The sequence below is a fragment of the Candidatus Neomarinimicrobiota bacterium genome (assembly GCA_021157965.1).
In the GTDB taxonomy this organism is placed as follows: Bacteria; Fidelibacterota; Fidelibacteria; order Fidelibacterales; family Fidelibacteraceae; genus Fidelibacter.
Genome location: JAGGVO010000012.1, coordinates 82766 through 100904, shown reverse-complemented (window position 1 = coordinate 100904; position 18139 = coordinate 82766). Strand labels below are relative to the sequence as shown.

16 protein-coding genes and 1 tRNA gene are annotated in these 18139 nt (G+C 45.8%); 3 read left to right on the top strand and 14 right to left on the bottom strand.

Annotation, left to right across the window (positions count from 1 at the left end):
* Nucleotides 1-47: 47 nt before the first annotated feature.
* Nucleotides 48-239 carry a 50S ribosomal protein L28 gene (locus J7K63_01585; GenBank protein MCD6233716.1) on the top strand — a complete coding sequence of 64 codons (192 nt, stop codon included), beginning with the start codon at nt 48-50 and terminating at the stop codon, nt 237-239.
* 100 nt (nt 240-339) lie between these two features.
* Here J7K63_01585 and ftsZ read toward each other — a convergent pair whose 3' ends face one another.
* From ftsZ to mraZ, 14 genes are read right to left on the bottom strand one after another with little or no spacing between them, the layout of a single operon-like run.
* On the bottom strand, nt 340-1557 hold the full coding sequence (gene ftsZ / locus J7K63_01580) for a cell division protein FtsZ (protein MCD6233715.1): 1218 nt from the start codon (nt 1555-1557) through the stop codon (nt 340-342).
* Nucleotides 1558-1573: 16 nt separating this feature from the next.
* The gene (gene ftsA / locus J7K63_01575) at nt 1574-2839 is read right to left on the bottom strand and encodes a cell division protein FtsA (GenBank protein ID MCD6233714.1); all 1266 of its coding nucleotides are present in this window, start codon (nt 2837-2839) and stop codon (nt 1574-1576) included.
* A 4-nt stretch (nt 2840-2843) separates the two neighbouring features.
* Nucleotides 2844-3596 (bottom strand): FtsQ-type POTRA domain-containing protein, encoded by a 753-nt coding sequence (locus J7K63_01570; GenBank protein ID MCD6233713.1) that lies wholly within the window; start codon nt 3594-3596, stop codon nt 2844-2846.
* Nucleotides 3586-4974 carry a UDP-N-acetylmuramate--L-alanine ligase gene (locus J7K63_01565; protein MCD6233712.1) on the bottom strand — a complete coding sequence of 463 codons (1389 nt, stop codon included), beginning with the start codon at nt 4972-4974 and terminating at the stop codon, nt 3586-3588. The genes J7K63_01570 and J7K63_01565 overlap by 11 nt, the downstream gene beginning before the upstream one ends.
* Nucleotides 4971-6167 (bottom strand): UDP-N-acetylglucosamine--N-acetylmuramyl-(pentapeptide) pyrophosphoryl-undecaprenol N-acetylglucosamine transferase, encoded by a 1197-nt coding sequence (locus tag J7K63_01560; GenBank protein MCD6233711.1) that lies wholly within the window; start codon nt 6165-6167, stop codon nt 4971-4973. The genes J7K63_01565 and J7K63_01560 overlap by 4 nt, the downstream gene beginning before the upstream one ends.
* Nucleotides 6094-7227: a cell division protein FtsW gene (locus J7K63_01555; GenBank protein ID MCD6233710.1), complete on the bottom strand. Its 1134-nt coding sequence runs from the start codon at nt 7225-7227 to the stop codon at nt 6094-6096. Before J7K63_01555 ends, J7K63_01560 begins: the two co-directional genes overlap by 74 nt.
* The gene (gene murD / locus J7K63_01550; GenBank protein MCD6233709.1) at nt 7224-8570 is read right to left on the bottom strand and encodes a UDP-N-acetylmuramoyl-L-alanine--D-glutamate ligase; all 1347 of its coding nucleotides are present in this window, start codon (nt 8568-8570) and stop codon (nt 7224-7226) included. Before murD ends, J7K63_01555 begins: the two co-directional genes overlap by 4 nt.
* A gap of 5 nt (nt 8571-8575) precedes the next feature.
* Nucleotides 8576-9679, bottom strand: a complete 1104-nt coding sequence (locus tag J7K63_01545; protein ID MCD6233708.1) for a phospho-N-acetylmuramoyl-pentapeptide-transferase — start codon at nt 9677-9679, stop codon at nt 8576-8578.
* A complete protein-coding gene (gene murF / locus J7K63_01540) occupies nt 9676-11043 on the bottom strand; it encodes a UDP-N-acetylmuramoyl-tripeptide--D-alanyl-D-alanine ligase (GenBank protein ID MCD6233707.1) in 1368 nt (455 codons plus the stop codon). Before murF ends, J7K63_01545 begins: the two co-directional genes overlap by 4 nt.
* Nucleotides 11033-12493, bottom strand: coding sequence for a UDP-N-acetylmuramoyl-L-alanyl-D-glutamate--2,6-diaminopimelate ligase (locus J7K63_01535; GenBank protein MCD6233706.1), 1461 nt, complete (start codon nt 12491-12493; stop codon nt 11033-11035). Before J7K63_01535 ends, murF begins: the two co-directional genes overlap by 11 nt.
* Nucleotides 12490-14550, bottom strand: a complete 2061-nt coding sequence (locus J7K63_01530; protein ID MCD6233705.1) for a PASTA domain-containing protein — start codon at nt 14548-14550, stop codon at nt 12490-12492. Before J7K63_01530 ends, J7K63_01535 begins: the two co-directional genes overlap by 4 nt.
* Nucleotides 14547-14879 carry a hypothetical protein gene (locus tag J7K63_01525; protein MCD6233704.1) on the bottom strand — a complete coding sequence of 111 codons (333 nt, stop codon included), beginning with the start codon at nt 14877-14879 and terminating at the stop codon, nt 14547-14549. Before J7K63_01525 ends, J7K63_01530 begins: the two co-directional genes overlap by 4 nt.
* Nucleotides 14876-15802: a 16S rRNA (cytosine(1402)-N(4))-methyltransferase RsmH gene (gene rsmH, locus J7K63_01520; GenBank protein MCD6233703.1), complete on the bottom strand. Its 927-nt coding sequence runs from the start codon at nt 15800-15802 to the stop codon at nt 14876-14878. The genes J7K63_01525 and rsmH overlap by 4 nt, the downstream gene beginning before the upstream one ends.
* 18 nt (nt 15803-15820) lie before the next feature.
* Entirely contained in the window at nt 15821-16279 is a 459-nt protein-coding gene (mraZ, locus tag J7K63_01515) for a division/cell wall cluster transcriptional repressor MraZ (protein MCD6233702.1), read from the bottom strand.
* Nucleotides 16280-16519: 240 nt separating this feature from the next.
* Here mraZ and J7K63_01510 point away from each other — a divergent pair, with 240 nt between their 5' ends.
* On the top strand, nt 16520-17437 hold the full coding sequence (locus J7K63_01510; GenBank protein MCD6233701.1) for an EamA family transporter: 918 nt from the start codon (nt 16520-16522) through the stop codon (nt 17435-17437).
* A 34-nt stretch (nt 17438-17471) separates the two neighbouring features.
* A tRNA-Leu gene (locus J7K63_01505) sits at nt 17472-17553 on the top strand.
* The last annotated feature ends 586 nt before the right edge of the window (nt 17554-18139 follow it).

Sequence of the window (18139 nt, the reverse complement as noted above, 5' to 3'; positions counted from 1 at the left end):
TTTAATTTTTTGATATTATTTAGCTAAAACGAAAAATGGAGTCGGCTATGTCCAAAGTATGTGATATCTGTGGTAAAGGACCGGTTTACGGGAACAACGTAAGTCATTCCCATAATAAAACACGTCGTCGTTGGGAACCCAATCTTCAGAAGGTTCGGGTTAATATGAATGGAACGGTAAAACGTTTAAAAGTGTGCACTACCTGTTTAAAATCAAACCGGGTAACAAAAGCAATCTGATCCGGCACAGGTAAAAAGGTTTATGACAAAAAAGGCTCCGAACGGAGCCTTTTTTTTGGGGGGGTGAGAGTAACCGGATTTTCACCGGTTCACGGGTAAACTAGTTGGATGAATATTTTTGCCTTCTGATCCAGGCGGGTGTATCCAGATCATCGAGGTCACCGGATCCGAAATTGGCAAATAATTCTGCCTGGACTTTTTCCGTGGAATGGGTTTCTGTTTCTTTTTTTGTTTCCTTTTTATCTGTTTCTTCTTTATTCATGATATCGGTCTGCATATTTTGCGGAGTGACAGGTCGGATAAAGGATTTAGGTGGTTCAGCCGGGGAATTTTCTGTCTTTTGAAAGGCTGTTTCCTTGTCGAATCCGGTGGCAATGACGGTTACGCGGATAATATCTGAAAGATTTTCGTCTACAATCATACCAAAAATGATATTTGCATCGGATTCCTCCCCTGCTTCCTGGTGGATGATTTCCGAGGCTTCATGAATTTCGGAGAGTTTCATATCGGGGCCGCCGGTGAAGTTAATCAGAATGCCTTTAGCCCCTTTGATGCTAACATTATCCAAAAGAGGACTGGATATGGCCATGGATGCTGCCATAACAGCTCTGGACGGGCCGCTGGCTTCTGCAGTGCCAACGACAGCATTCCCCATGTTTTGCATAATGGTTTTTATATCGGCAAAATCCAGGTTGATGATCCCGGTTTGGGTGATTAAATCGGAAATCCCGCTGGTAGCCTGGTTCAGTATGGAATCAGCCGTGTACAGCGCTTCGTCGATAACCGTATCGGTGTTTACGATTTCCAGAAGTTTTTGGTTTTTAATAACAATCAGTGTGTCCACATATTTTTTCAATTCCATGATGCCTTCATCTGCCCGTTTCATGCGGGAAGGACCTTCAAAAAGGAAGGGCTTTGTGACGATTCCCACCGTCAGGGCCCCCAGATCCCGGGATATTTCGGCAATCACAGGCGCGGCACCTGTCCCGGTCCCGCCGCCCATACCGGCTGTAATGAACACCAGATCAGCGCCTTCCAGGACTTTTGCAAGCATCTCCTTGCTTTCTTCTGCTGCTTTTTGACCTGTGTCCGAAACCGCTCCGGCTCCAAGTCCGCGTGTGTATTCACGACCGATCTGCAGCTTAATGTCTGCCAGATTACTGTTCAATGCCTGGGCATCTGTGTTCACGGCAATGAATTCCACACCTTTCATGTGATTCCTGATCATCCGGTTGATGGCATTTCCTCCGGCACCGCCAACACCGACAACTTTAATCTTTGCACTCTGATCGAGACTTTCATCGTATGTTATCAGCATAACAAACTCCTCGGGCTTAAAATAGGTTTTTTGCAATATCAGAAAATAATTTCTTGAGTTTTCCCCACACGGTAGAATCACTGTCCTTACCTGTCGGAATTAAATCTTTTTTGTTTTTGTCGTTCCAGTGCATCAGGCCGATGACAGTTGAATATTCCGGTCCGTATTCCGTGTTTTCCAGTCCCGGCATACGGATGGGATAGCCGATTTGGGCCGGTACATGGAATATTTTCTCACTGACCTGACACAGTCCTTTCAACCTGGCTCCGCCACCGGTAAAAACAATACCCGCATGAAGGGATTTGATGTCAGTAAACTGACAGATTTTCTCCCGGACCATGAAAAGAATTTCTTCAACGCGTGCTTCCACATATTGGGACAGTTGAAGAGAATTGAGTCGTATCTCCCGGTTGTCACTGAGAGATGCAACGGTCAGTTCTTCTATCCCGGACTTTTCTGCCAATTCTGATGATGCCCAGGCATGGGATTTTTTAATGCGTTCCGCCTCCTGGAAAGAGGTCTGAATGATGGATGCAATATCCTTGGTGACGATGGAACCCCCATAGCCGATGACACCGGTGTGTTTTACAAAACTGTTTTTAAAAACGGTTATATCTGTTGTCCCGCCGCCAATATCCACAAGAGCTACCCCAAGTTCTTTCTGATCCTCCGACAAAATGGCCCGGGATGAAGCAAGGGGCTCCAGCACAATGTTTTCCACATTCAGACCTGTGGACTGTACGCTCCGGACCAGGTTTTTTACATTATTGATGGCTGCCGTGACGATATGGGCATTCACCGTCAGACGTGAACCGGACATCTGAATAGGGTTTTTGACTCCCATCTGATCATCGACAATGTATTCCTGGGGGATTATATGGATAATCTCCCGGTCTACACCCAGATTTATGTTTTTAACCGAGTCCAGTGCCCTGCTGATATCGCTCTGATCCACCGGGGAGGATGTGTCCGGACCGTTGTTTTTATGGCTGATGGCCACGGTGGATGTGGAATCCAGACTGCGTATATGATCTCCGGCAATACCAATTGAGACGGAAGAAATGGTAATTCCCGAGTGTTTCTCTGCTTCCGCAAGGGCTTTTATAATGGATTGCTTGGTTTCTTCAATATCAATGACTACACCCCGTTTGAGTCCATGAGACAAAGATTGTCCCATGCCAAGGATCTGATATTTCTTTTCCTCCGGATCATACTGACCAATCATCGCACAAATTTTGGTTGTTCCGATATCAAGTCCTGTCGTTATAATGGGATGAGACATGTATTCACCTTTTTGGTTTTACAATTACCTGTTTATCGTACCGGAGATCAATTTTAGCCAGTTGTTGAATTCGCGAGGGCGTTAGTTCACGTTGTTCTATAAAAGCTTCCAGTATTTTGATCTTCCTCTTTAAATCGGTATTTCCCATGTAGATCCGGGTCCGTCCTTTTCCCGGCTTTAAAATCCAGCAGTGATCCTTTTCGTCCCAGTGGAGTTCTTGCACAAGGATGTTGATTTCCGGGTATTTTTTCCGGATCAGGCTCATGATTCCAATACCCTGACGAATCTGGGGATGCAACACTGTACTCCCGAATTCAGTGACAATAAGGGAGGGGATGCCTGTCAGAACGGGGATATCCCGGTTGCTTCGCGGTGCCGGAAGAAGAATCCCCTGATTGTCAACTGAATATTGCTCCTCCATGGTCATCAGTAATATGGGTATCCGTTCCCGGACCTGAATGACCAGACAATCAGGAAGCCGCTTGTAGACCATGGCCTGCCGGATATACGGCTCCTGTTCCAGACGTTCTGTGATCTCAAGTACCGGAATGGATAAAAGATTTTCACCCAGAGTCAATCCTGTAATATAAATAACCTCCTTTTCCGTCAATTCATAATTACCTGAAACAATAATCTTGTTCAGACTGAATATATTCTGATACCGGGCATAGAGAATAGAGACTGATACCAGGAGAATCATGACAATAAAGGTCATGATATACGGGATTTCCGTTTTTTTCTGTTTGTCAGAACTCATGAATTTTTTTATCCAGGTATTTTACCAGTTTTTCAAAATAGGTTGTAATATTCCCCGCTCCCATGGCAATTACCACCATATCCGGTTCAAGGATCTCTTGTATCTCGCTGTTAAGGTTTCTGATATCCTCAATATATTTCACCGGTTTACGGACATTGTTGCTTATCAGCCGGCCACTGATTCCCGGGATGGCTTTTTCCCGTGCCGGATAAATGCCGGTGACAACCACTTTATCACTTTCCGACAAAGCCCTTCCGAAATCCCCGGCAAAATCCCGGGTTCGTGAAAATAAATGGGGCTGAAAGATGGCAAGTATTTGCCGGTCAGGCCATTGCTCCCGGACTGCTTTCAGTGTTTGTCTGATTTCTTCCGGATGGTGGGCATAATCATCGATAAAGGGTACACCGCGAATCATTCCCTTCAAATCAAAACGGCGTTCCACACCCTGATACGCGGCCAATCCCCCCTGGATATCCGGCACCCTCAAACCTGCCCATAAAGCCAGAGATGCAACGGCTGCTGCATTTTGCGCAAAATGTCTGCCGGGGACAGGCATCGAAAAAGGGCCGTATTCTTTTTCTCTGTGTTTCAGGGTAAATTGGGATTGTCCATGATGGAAAGTGTATTGATTTATTCTGAAATCGGCATCCGTGTGGAATCCGTACGTAGCGTGTGGGGCCGTTACATCAGGGAGTATTTGCCGGATATTGGGATCATCCAGACACAATATAACCTTTCCCCAAAAAGGAATAGCGTTGCAGTATTGCAGAAATGCATCACGGATATCCTGCAGGTCCCGGTAGATATCAAGATGATCCGAATCTATGGATGTGACGATACCCATGGCCGGTTCAAGGGCCAGAAATGTACGGTCATATTCATCCGCTTCAATCACAAGCCATGAACTCTTACCAATACGGGAATTCGAATGGCTGCCTTTATCGATGCCACCAATGATAGCCGTCGGATCAAGGCCTGCCCGGGTTAACACTGAGACCAACATAGAGGATGTACTGGTTTTTCCGTGGGTTCCTGCTACACCGACGGAAAGATGGTTCAGCTTTAGAATTTCCCGGAGCAGGGCAGGTCTTTTAATAACCGGCAGATGGCGTTTTTTTGCCTCTTCGATTTCCGGATTGTCTTTAGGGACGGCACTGCTGTAGACAACCAGTTGGGCATTTTGGATATTCTGTGCCGAATGTCCTGTATATACATCAATGCCCTTGTCTTTCAACCGGGCTGTGATAGGTGATGCATTGGTATCGGATCCGCTGATTTTAAATCCCCGTGAGACAAGGAATTCAGCAATACTGCTCATGCCGATACCACCGATCCCGATGATGTGAATTCGCTCAATATGTCCGAAAAGTGTTTTCAAAAAGGTATATCCTCAATAATACTTTGCACGATTTTGGAAAGCCCGTCTTCAACGGTTTCAGGGAAATGATTTTTCAAATTCTCCAGTGTCTCCGGTTTGGTAATCAGATTCCGGACCGTTGTATCCAATGTTCCCTCATCAAATTGATTTTCGGTAATAACAACGGCAATACCCCTTTTTTCAAGGGCTTTAGCATTGTGGAACTGATGATCGGCAGCGGAAGAGGGGAGGGGGATGAGAACTGCCGGCTTTTTTACGTATTCCAGTTCGGTAAGGGTCAGTGCACCGGCCCGGCAAATGATGAGATCGGCGGCGGAGTAAGCTGTCCCCATATCCTCAATGAACGGGTGCAGGTGGATATGATCCCTGTTCCGGAGGATATTCCGGACCGTATCGTAGTGAAGGGGCCCTGTTTGCCACAGCAGCTGAAGCGGTAAGTCCCGTACCCATGTTTCTGCATATTTGGATACATGCTGGTTAATACTTCGTGAACCCTGGGATCCGCCGAAGATAAAAAGAGTTTTCCGGTTCCCTTTAAGAGCCCATTTTTTCAATGCCGATGGCTTGTCTGTCAATTGCAGGGTGCTGCGAACCGGATTCGGGGTTTGGATCAGGCGGGCACCGGGAGGGATATGAAGGTGGGGGAGGATATCCTCATAAGCATAGAAAAGCATGCGTGCATGTTTTACAAGAATTTTTGTTGTAATTCCCGGCCAGGCATTCTGTTCCTGAATATACAGAGGGATTCTTCTCTGTATGGCTTCCCACCCCGGAACACCGGAAACATAGCCGCCTGTGGCAATCACTATATCCGGATTTACCGATTTGAAGATACGTTTTACTATCCAGATCGATTTAAGCAGACGGAAAGGAAATTTCAGGTTGTTCAGAATAGCCCCTTTGTAAAGGGAGCGGGCAAACCCTTTTATGGGAATGTAATATTCCCGGTGAAAGAGTCCCTTTTCCTTTCTTTGTGCTTCAATGCCCAGAGATGACCCGATATAGAAAAATTGGATGTCAAAACCGGGATATTGTTGTATCAGAACACCTTTCAATTTCCGGGCGATGGCAAGCGCCGGAAAATAATGTCCTCCAGTTCCTCCACCTGTAATCAGGACTTTAATATGTTTTGTAAACTGTTTCAGAGTTAAATGTCTCCCTGATAATTCGAAATAAAATGCCCAGTAAAGCACCGTTGACGAGAAGTTGTGAGCCCGAATAGCTCACAAAAGGCATGGGTAAACCGGTAACAGGAAAAAGTCCCACCGTCACTCCCATGTTAAACAAGGCATAAAGGACAAATGATATGTTGATACCAAAAACGATATATTTTCCGTACATATCCCGGACATCCATGGAAAGGCGAATCAGGCTGATAAAGATGAAAACAAAGAGCAGGATGAAGAATCCGGCCCCCAGAAAGCCCCATTCTTCCCCGATGATGGAATAGATAAAGTCCGTATGAGCTTCAGGAAGGTACAGATTTTTCAGCATGCTTTTACCGAGCCCTGTACCTGTCAGCCGGCCGTTTGCCAGACTGATCAGTGATTGGTTGATCTGATAGGAGCTGCCGGATATATTGGATTCTTTTCCGAGATACACGAGAACACGGTTCCAGCGGTAGTCGGAAATCCGGACATAAACAAAGGCACCCAATAAAATGGGGAAAGTGGTTACTAAAAGGTGTTTCAGGGGGATACCACCCACATAAAGAACAATACAGGTGATGAGGAGCAGAATAACAGCAGTGGAAAAATCCGGTGCCAGAGCAATCAGCAAAATGGGAATGCCCAAGGTGATCAAAGCAGGCAAAAGTCCCTGTTTATAGGAAATGATTTCTTCTTTCCGGCTTGAAAGGTAGGTTGCAAGATAGATGATCAGGGTAAAACGCAGAATCTCCGCCGTTTGGATGGTCAAAACCCCGGTCCGGATCCACCGTGCAGGATCAGACCGACCGCTGATCATATTTTGGATAAAGGGCAGGATAACAGCTGCGATGGTCAAAATATAGATCAGCCGGATGTGTTTTCTGAAAGTCCGGTAATCGATCAGGTAACAGGCTATCCCCAAAAGGACTGCCATAAAAAGCCGCTGGAGGTGATGGAGAAAGTAGGCATTGCTGTTCCCATAGCGCTCCAAAGAGATCTGGCTGCTGGCGGAAAAGAGCATAATAGTTCCCAGCAGCACCAAAAGTGCCAGAGACAGTTTCAGGAGCAGGACATATCCGGGATATGTTGCGGTTCTACCATTCATTTGAGTTTTTTGACCACCTTCATAAAATATTCACCACGTTCCTCAAAATTTTTAAACTGATCAAAAGAGGAACAACCGGGAGAAAGAAGGACAATATCGCCGGGTTCGGCATTCTCATACGCTTTTTCAACGGCTTTGTCCAGAGTTTTACATTCTGTGATATTTTTCGCATCCAGTTCAAAAGCGATGATATCTGCTGCTTCCCCGATGGTATACAGGTGCTTAATCTGTTCAAGTTGATCGTTCAGAGGGGTAAAGGGGATTCCTTTGTCCCGGCCTCCCAGGATCAGGTGGACCGGTTGGTTGAAACTTTTCAGAGCCACAATTACTGAATCCACGTTGGTCGATTTGGAATCATTGTAAAACAGAATGTTATTCTTCGAATCCACATATTGAAGTCTGTGAGGAACCCCCTTAAATGTGGTCAGGGATTCCGTGACTCCGGCAGAAGATTCGAGAAACGATGCGGCTGCTGAAAAAGCACTCATGATATTGTATTTGTTATGGAGCCCCGGCAAAAGAATTTTGGATTCTTCAATCTGATAGGGGACATTTTTGATTTTAAAATTGAAGAAACCGTTTTCAAAATCTGCAATCCGCTCAGTATGCTTGTTCATAGATACAGGAATGACCCTGGCTTTTACATTGGTATATTTTACTATATTGGGATCATCAATATTCAGAACGGCATAACGCTCACGGGATTGGTGATTGAAGATATTCATTTTCGCCTGGATGTAATCTTCAAATGAACGGTAGCGGTCCAAATGATCCGGTGTCAGATTCAGGAGGACGGCGGTATGTGGCGAGAAAAGTTGAATATTTTCCAGTTGAAAACTGCTGACTTCCACAACATAAATGGGATGGCGGTTATGTTGCAGGGATTGGTAGATCGCTTCGGAAAAGGGGTAACCGTTATTCCCGCAGGCAACGGCATCCAGTCCTGATTTATTTAGAATATCTGCCGTCAGTTCTGTTGTGGTTGTTTTGCCGTTTGACCCGGTTATGGCAATGGTGGGTGTGTCGGCAAACCAGAAAGCGACTTCAATTTCCGATACAACGGGTACATTGTTCCAGCGAAGCTGATCGGCAATTTTAGCCCTGGTTGGAATGCCCGGACTGATGACGGCAAAATTGGCATCGAAAATTTGATCGGAATGTTCTCCAAATTCGTAATCAACGCCCCATTTTTTAAGTTTGCTCACCAGCTCCGGTGTTTCCAGATCCGGATTGCTTTCGCTGACAATGACTTCCGAGCCCTGGGAAGACAAGAGACGCGCGGCAGCCAGTCCGCTTCGCTGAGCTCCCAGGACAACAACTTTTTTTCCTTCTACATAGATCATAACTCTCACCGTATTTTAAATGTGACAAGACTCATCAGGGCAAACATGATTCCCAGTATCCAGAAACGGATAACCACCTTGCTTTCATCCCATCCCTTCAATTCAAAGTGATGGTGCAGAGGGGCCATTCTGAAAACCCTTCGCCCAACTCCATACTTCTTTGCTGTATATTTAAAAAATGTCACTTGTATTATGACACTTATGGCTTCTATTACAAAGACACCGCCCACCAGGAAAAGGAGGAGCTCCTGTTTGAGAAGGACGGCAATCGTGCCGATCAGGGCACCGTAGGTCAGGGAGCCGGTATCCCCCATGAATATCTCTGCAGGTTTGGCATTATACCAGAGAAAACCAACAAATCCCCCCAGCATTGCCGCCAGAAATATCGTGATTTCTCCTGCTCCCGGTATGTAGAGGATATGCAGGTAAGAGCTGAAATCTACACGGCCGGTGATATAACTGATAGCGGCGAAAACCATGGTTGTGATACCCAGCAAACCCGTTGCCAATCCGTCCAGTCCGTCTGTAAGGTTTACGGCATTGGAAGAGCCGGTGATTACCAGGGTTACAAAAAGAATGTAAAAAATGCCGAGGGGGATGATAATATCCTTTAAAAAGGGAATGGTAATGGCCGAAGAGATCTCAGGATTCTCAGAAAAAAAATAGAGGTACGATCCAATAGTCAATCCCAGCAACAGCTGACCTGTCAGTTTATATCTGGCAATCAGTCCTTTTTTAAGTTTTTTATACACTTTTAAATAATCGTCGATAAAGCCCAGTAATCCGGTCCAGACAAGAGTTATCAGGAGTATCTGGATATAATGATTTGTTATATCCCCCCAGAGAAGCACGGGAATGATCACAGAGACGTGAATCAAGAGTCCGCCCATAGTCGGTGTTCCGGATTTCTGAAGGTGGGAGGTGGGACCGTTTTGACGGATTGTTTCGCCGATGTTGTGCTTTTTTAAAACCCGGATGAGATAAGGCCCCAGAATAAATGCGATAAAGAGAGCTGTAAGTGCCGCGGCGGTGCTCCGGAATGAGATATATCCCAGGACATTCAACCAGGTCACATATTTTTTCAATGGATAGAGGAAGAGATATATCATAATTGATTCCCCCGCTTTGTTAAATGATTGATGACCCGTTCCATGGTCATGCCCCGGGATCCTTTCACATAAATAACATCCCCTTCTTTCTGGAGGGTTTTAAGGGTGTTGATCAGGGATTCAAGGGTATCAAAATGAATGGCGTTGGTCATGTCCAGCATCCGGGCAGTCTTCACGGTTTGCAGTGTTTCCGGACCATAACAGAAGAGGTAGTCTATCTGAGAGGATGCGATTTGAGCACCAATATTTTCATGGCTCAGACGGCTGAGACCACCCATTTCCAGCATGTCCCCTAAAACAAAGATCCGTTTGCCCCGGGGTTTCATTTCATGCATGGTTTTTATGGCCATGGATACCGACAGGGGGTTGGCATTGTAAGTGTCATTGACCAGGGTTATCCCGTCCTGATTAATAATATTTCCCCGGCCTGCAGGGGGTTCAAATTCTTCAAGTTTCCGTTTAATCTGAGTGATGGGGATATCCAGGGTCTGCGCTACGGCACAGGCGGCAAGAGCATTCTGAGCCGAACCAAATCCTAGAGAATGGAGATAGATTTGAGTCCCCTGAAAATCGAGGATATATCGCCCCAGAGAATCAATATCGAATATTTGCAATGTGACGGCTGCGTCTCTTTTCATGCTGTAGGTGATGCGTTTTTTATCTGTATCGGGATATTGGGCTATCAACGGATCATCCAGGTTGATGAAAAGGGTTCCATCTTCCCGGGTATTGTCAAACAGTTCGAATTTCCCTTTCTGTACGTTTTTCAAAGAGCCGAATCCTTCGATGTGTGCTTCAGAAATAGAGGTTATCAGTGCATAATCCGGGCGAATGATTCTGCACAGTTTTGTGATATCTCCCACATGCCCGGCGCCCATCTCCAATACGGCATAATCTGTCTCAGGACGAATATCAAGGACAGATATTGGCACGCCGATTTCGTTGTTGAAATTTTTTCGGGACTGGGAAATTTCGTATGCCCCGGATAGTACATGAGCAATGAGTTGCCGTGTGGAAGTTTTCCCGGCGCTACCTGTCACGGCTATGATTTTTGTGGAAAGATGGGTTGCGTGGACTTGCGCCAGCTCCTGAAGTCCCTGATATGTATTGGCACATATAACGAGTGGATAATTTTTCAGGGCAGGTTTTTGCCGGACCGCCTTTTCTGATACCATGGCGGCAACGGCACCTTTGTTTATTGCCTCATCTACAAATTCGTGTCCGTCGGTCTTTTCCCCTTTCAGGGCACAAAATAAATCCCCGGGATTGATTTCTCGGGTATCAATGGAGAGCCGAGTGAATTCTTTTGCATTGATCCGGTGCAGTGTAAACCGCTGGTCCCGGGCAATATGTTCAAATTTCATGCTTTTGCATCCACTTTAATACAATATCTTTATCGTTGAAGGGTATCTTATCTTCTCCGATTTCCATGACCTCCTCGGCCCCTTTTCCCAGAATGAGGATCAGATCCCGGGGTTTTCCAACGGTCAGTACCTGATGGATCGCCTTTTGTCTGTCAGTTTCGATGATCAGGTTCTCAAATTTTGTCATCCCCTTCAGAATGTCTTCAATGATGGCATCGGAATTTTCACTCCGGGGATTATCATTGGTCAGGACAATCTGATCTGCATACTGCTCTGCAACCCGTCCCATGGCAGGCCGTTTCGACTTGTCACGGTCACCGCCGCATCCAAAAAGGACAATCAGCCTTTTATGGGGGATATCCCGGACCGATTTTAAAATTTTATCGATGGCATCAGTCGTATGGGCAAAATCAATGATCACAGTCCCGTGTTGTGCTGTCCGGACAATATCCATTCGTCCCGGAATTGCCGGGAGCCTTTTCAGATCCAGGCTTTCAGGCCGGATATCCGGGTGGCGCTCCAGCCAGGCAGCTATGGCCTGAAGGATATTCATGGCATTAAATACACCGATCAGTGGTGCTTCAATGGACAGACGATGATCCGGTGTGTTAATGATGCCTTTTAATCCACCGGCGGATAAGTGATACTCAGAAAAATGATAATCTGCAAGGGGATTTTGAAGGGAACAACTTCTTTTTTTATGGTTGAGGGACGTGAACAACTGGTGCCCGTATGGATCATCGATATTGATGATAGCGGTCCCTTCGGGAGACAACTGGGAAAAAAGACGGATTTTTGCCGCAAAATACCGGTCCATACTCCCATGAAAATCCAGATGGTCCTGAGTCAGGTTCGTAAAGATCGCCGTATCAAATGTAATATTTTCCACCCGGGATAATTCCAAAGCAATGCTGGATACTTCCATGATCAAAGACTGAACTCCGGCCTGTCTGCAGGTGTGAAACATTTTGTGCAGATCCCGGCTTTCCGGCGTGGTTCTTTCGCTGAATTTTCCATTCATAAAGTCGGACTGAAATCCCAGCGTGCCGGATACGGCAGTTTTGAATCCGGCCTGTTTTTCCAGTTCCCGTAAAAGAAGTGTCAAGGTGGTTTTACCGTTTGTCCCTGTTATACCTGTCAGATGAAAGGGGAGAGTTGTGGTCTTGTAAAATGCCTGGGATAGCCGAGCCAGGGCTTTGCGGCTGTTAGGAACAGTGATGACCGGCAGGTCATGGGTGGTATAATCTGTTTCGCACACCACGGCAGAGGCACCTTTACGAATTGCCTGCTCAATATATTTGTGTCCGTCGGTTTTATATCCCCGAATAGCAACAAACAGATTCCTTGTCCGGACCTGTCTGGAATCATATTCGATTCCCGTAATTTCCGGATTTAAGGGGGAAGCAGGTGCTTTTATTCCTGCAATGTTCAGCAATTCACGGAGTTTCATTTCTTTTTTCCCGTGATTAAAAGACATACACTGCCGCGTGCCAGGGATTCACCCGGAAGGGGATCCTGATCGACGATAATTTTATCTGATCCTTTAATTTCATAATTCAGAGAAAGTTTCGACAAAATATGCTGGGCATTCTTAATACTCATATTTCTGATATCGGGAACCCGAACAAGGATTTCCATGTCTGATGAACTTTCCATTTGGGTAATGCTCCGAACAGAGGAAACCGGAGCCGTGCCGCTGTTTTTTTGGGAATTTTTTTCACCTGTGCCCAGACTGGCCGAGAATTGATAGGGTAGAGAGTAATCTGTGGATGGATTTTTTGCAATAGGTTTTTCTTCAGGCTGAACCCAGTCATAGAGGTTGTTAAAATCTGTGGTGTTAATAATCCGGGTAAAGACATGTCTAACGGCCGGTGCCGCACAGGTTCCTCCCCAGTGTTTGCCGTAATCCGGGCTGTCCAGAGTGATTCCGCACACAAGTACCGGTTTGTTCGCCGGAAAAAAGCCGATGAAGGATGAAACATACTGCCGTTGAGAATAGGTTCCGTCAATCACTTTCTGGGCTGTGCCGGTTTTTCCTGCAACACGGTACCCCGGGATATAGGCATTTCTGCCGGTTCCCTCCGTAACGGTTTTCTCAAGGATATCCCTCAGGGTGGAAGCAGTGGATTCAGACATGGCCCGGCGGATGACTTCTATTTCACCGGAAACCAGGAGTTCCCGGTCCGGGGAATAAGCCGAGCGGACAATAAAGGGTTGGAGCAACAGTCCGTTGTTGGCAATAGCACTATAAGCCATGGCCAGCTGGAGGAGGGTTGTTGTGACATAGTGCCCCATGGCCACCTGGGATGAGGAAATTTTTTCCCACTCCGATACGGGGCTGAGTTTGCCCTGGACCTCCAATCCGGGAAACAAGCCTGTCTGTTCACCGAAACCGAGATTTTTGGACATTTGATACAAAGCCTCATCACCTTCCTGCCGGGCTATTTTGCCGATACCAATGTTGGATGAATGAATAATGACATCTTCAAAACTCATCCACTCACTGTCCTTAGTGTCATGAATGGTCCTCCCCAGGAGTTCCCATTTTCCCCCCTCACAATAAATCAGACTCTGCCGGTTGAAAATACCTGTTTCCAGAGCTGCGGCAGCTGCGACAATCTTATAAACGGATCCCGGTTCAAAGGAATCAGAGATCACCCGATTTTTCCGGTTTTCCACCGGGAAAGCCGTTGCATTGTTAGGATTAAAATTCGGCCACGACGCCATACCCAAAATTTCACCCGTGTTGGGATTTACCAAAATGCCCATACCATGATGCGCACCATTCTCAAGGACAGCTTTTTGGATTTCTTCCTCAAGAATGGCCTGATAATCCACATCAATGGTCAGGAATACATTACCACCATCTTTCTTGGCCTGGCCGTTGAGCCCTGAGGCTGATACCCGGCGTCCTTTCCGGTCATATTGAACCTGTTCCCATCCTTTTTCGCCCCGGAGGGATTCATCAAAGATTTTTTCGATTCCGGTGGCACCCCTGTTGTCCCAGTCAACATATCCCAATACCTGACCTCCCGTGTCTTCATAAGGATAAACACGGCTCAGCTTTTTTTCGAAACGGATCCCGTGAAAATCCTCTTTTATCATATCGGATGCCAGGGAAAGGGGAATATTCTCCCGGATGATGTAGTATTTTCGTTTGTTTTTGAAAAGGGAAGCGATCTCAGAAGCCGGTGTATTCAAATACTTTCCAAGTTTTCTGAAAGTCTCATCGGGATTGGTAATATCAATATATCGGGCACCGATGGAATATTCGATAGAACTGTTAGCCAAAATTCTGTTTTTTCTGTCGAAGATGATTCCTCTTTCCGGAATAATGATATTCTTCTTCGTGGCCTGAGATTCGGCAAGATCCCGGTAGTTGTAGATATCCATCAGTTGAATTTCAACCAATTTCAGCAGAATTACGAAAAATGTGCCAATCACGAAAACGGCAATGAAACAGGAACGGGCCCAAAATTGCTTTCGTGTGTCTATTTCGCCCTTCATTCCACCTCTATCACATCAACTGTGGGCTGGGAATCCACCATGCCCAACTGGTGTACGGCAATTTGTTTAATTCTGTCTGCCCGGGACAGGCGGGCTATCTCACTGTCGATTTCAATGATGCTCTGCTGGATCCGGGTGATGTTATTTCTGATTGCATCAATACGGTATTGGGCTTCTTTGATTTCGTTCATCAGGAAGAGATGCATAAGAGGCCAGACTGTCAGAATCAGAAAGGCAAGACTCAGTAAAAAGCTCCAGCTTCCTACAAAGGCTGATACAGATTGTCTGCTTTGCTTTTGTACTTTCTTTTGACGTTTTCGCGATGTCATAACTTTTCGATACACCTCAGACGGGCACTTCGACTTCGTGGATTTGCCCTGATTTCATCTTCTGTGGGTGTCAGAGCCTTTTTTTGGATAAACCGGGCTTTTTGAACATGGTTGCAGGTGCAGACCGGCTGCTCAGGGGGACACACACAATCAGTGCAAAGGTCTTTAAAATAGGTCTTGACCAGGCGGTCTTCCAGAGAATGATATGCAATAACCACCAGTCTGCCTCCCGGGGCAAGACACTCGAAGGCATCCGGCAGTGCTTTTTCCAGAGCTTCCAGTTCTCTGTTCACGGCGATACGAAAGGCCTGAAATACACGGGCGAGGGATTTTACCTGATAAGGGCCGTGAACAGCCTGTCGTACAACCAATTCCAGGTCCCGGGTTGTTTTAAAAGGGACTTTTTCCCTTGCCTCTTCAATCATCCGTGCTATCCTGCCTGCAAAGCGCTCTTCTCCGTATGCCCGGATGATCTCTTTTAACCTTTTTTCTGTTGCCGTATTGATTAAATGGGCAGCACTTTCGGGAAGGGACGGATCCATCCGCATATCCAGAGGACCTTCCTGTGTGAAACTAAAACCCTTTGCAGGATTGTCAATCTCCAGACTCGATAAACCCAGATCAAAGAGAATGCCCTGAACAGGCAGGGCTTCCAAACGCGTCAATTCCACTTTGATATAGCGGAAATTACGTTGTATAAATTCAATATTTGAATATTTTTTCAGTTTTTCCGAACTGATGGCCAGGGCATCGGGATCCACATCAAAGGCGATGAGACGTGCCTGCGGGGATAGTCGTTTTGCCATTTCTTCAGTATGACCTCCCAGTCCGGATGTGGCATCAACATAAATCCCCTTTGGTAAAGTGATTAAAAGATTCATGGAATCATGTAGCAGGACAGGGATGTGTCCGAAATCAGTCATTGAGATGTCACCTCCGGCTTAAAGCAGGATGTCGTTCGCTAACGTTGTAAAATCTTCTTCAGACAGAGAGTGACTTTGTTCGAAGGACTCAAGGGTTGCGGGATCCCAGAGCTCGATCTTATTGAGAGTCCCGACAATCATGATGTCACGGGTAATGCCTGCATATTCCATCAGTGCCGGTGTGAGAATGATGCGGCCCTGTGAATCCAGGGGACATTCAGCGGCAAAACGTGTGATCTGACGGAGGAAGAGCCGGTGTGTCTGTTTAATTGATGACAGCTTTTCGCTGAGTTTACGGATCATATCCTGCCAGAAAGGCTCTGGATAGACCAGAATGCAGGGGTCGTCCATACCCCGTGTAATGACCATGGTGGAAATGCCGGTTTCCGATAATTTTTTCCGGAACCGTGAGGGTATGTTGATTCGATTCTTTGAATCAACGGTATAAGGATATTGCCCGATAAAATCAATATGCATTTGCCGTTTACCCTCTTTTGGAACTCTCAACCCACATTAAGGGAAAATCACCCACTTTCTCACACAATGATACACAATGGCTTGAATTAAATCAAGAAAAAAATTGAGTATTCTTTTTACTATTTAATAAGACTATTAATTAAGCTTGAAAGATATCGTATGATAACTATAAATATGGGCCAAAACATAAATTGTGATTGGCTTCTGTGTTTCTGTCCCTGTGTTTTGTAATTTCACACCATGAAAACACGGGTAATTCTTGCAACAGCAGGGATGACGTTTTTAGCATCCTTTACAACCATTGCGGGCAAACAGGCAGCCGTGGAGTTGGATTCCTTTGCTGTTGTCTACCTTCGGTACATTCTGGCATTTCTTGTTTTATGGGTTATTCTTCATATCCGGAGAGAACGGGTGGTTATTGACTGGAAAGACTGGAAACTCCTTCTTTTCCTGATGGGCACAGGGATTCTTCTGAACCAGAACCTTTTTATCCTTTCCCTGAAACATACAGTACCGAGCCATATATCCCTCATTTATGCCACAACATCCGTTTGGGTCATGTTTATGGACTGGCTCTCGGGAAAAGGGCACCCTGAAAAAAGAAAGGTCCTGTCTGCTCTTTTGGCAATCACCGGCGTGGGTATTGTTGTAGGGATAAGTCTTTTTGTTTTTAACCGGGAAATCTTTATTGGTGATGTGATTATTCTGGGAGCAACCCTGAGTTGGGCATCCTATACGGCATTTGGGAAATCAATGGTTCAAAAGTATGGTCCCATTAAAATTACTTACCTGGTTTTAGCCGGCGCCATGCTTGTCTATACACCGTTGGGACTCCCCCGGGTTTTGGCGGTGCCGTGGAGCAATGTTTCTCTTCTGGCAATTCTTGGTATTTTGTATATGGGTCTCTTTACAAGTGGCATTTCATACATATTATATTATTATATTCTTAGACATCTGGATGCTTCTCACCTTGGGCTCATGGTTTCAGCCCAGCCTCCCACAACAGTGCTTATCAGTGTGCTTGTAGGCTATGAAACACTCAAAATAAATACTATTCTTGGGATGCTGTTTATCGGCGGAGGTATTCTCCTTGCCAGTCGGAATTCCTGTGCTCCGCCTCCGGCCATTCCCCCTTCCGAAACGGGGAAATCAATTTGACACCTGTCTGAAATCCCTTAAATTCCCACGATTTGCAGCCGTGGTGGAATTGGCAGACACGCCAGACTTAGGATCTGGTGCCGTAAGGCATGGGAGTTCAAGTCTCCCCGGCTGTACAAAAGAAGTTATGAGTGCTGTACCTCGATACGTCTGTTTTCAGCAGCCTGCCCGGTAACCGTGAGAGTGCAGAGTTAGAGTTTTGAGTGTGTAGTGTGGTGTCGCATTTAGGAATGACGTTGATAAGAACGTTTTGTGTCGGGGATGTAGATTATAATATATGAAAAAGGTAATGTTAATGCACCCCCAGGGATAAAATAACCCGGCTTGAGTTTACAGGCAAAATAATATTTAAAATGATATATTAGTAAAATAGTGCATATTTGGTGTTTATGACTGTTGAACTTTAACTTTCAACTGGATTATCCGGGAATTCTTCCTTTTTATATACGAAATAAACCTGTTCATTCACTCTGAGTTTTTATTATTAAGTGCCCTTTGTATTTTCCTGCCGTTATGGAAATTTGTTTTTGCCGGATGCAACCGGCGAAGTTTACGGCCTGGTGAAAAAAAGAATTTTAAGGATTTTGTCCGTTACAGAATTCCCGAAGAAAGTATATTTATAACCTGCTCCGAACTGGCACTGAAAGCCTGGAGTCTTCTGGAATGCCGGGACGGAGGAGAAGTTGATGTACGAAATAATGA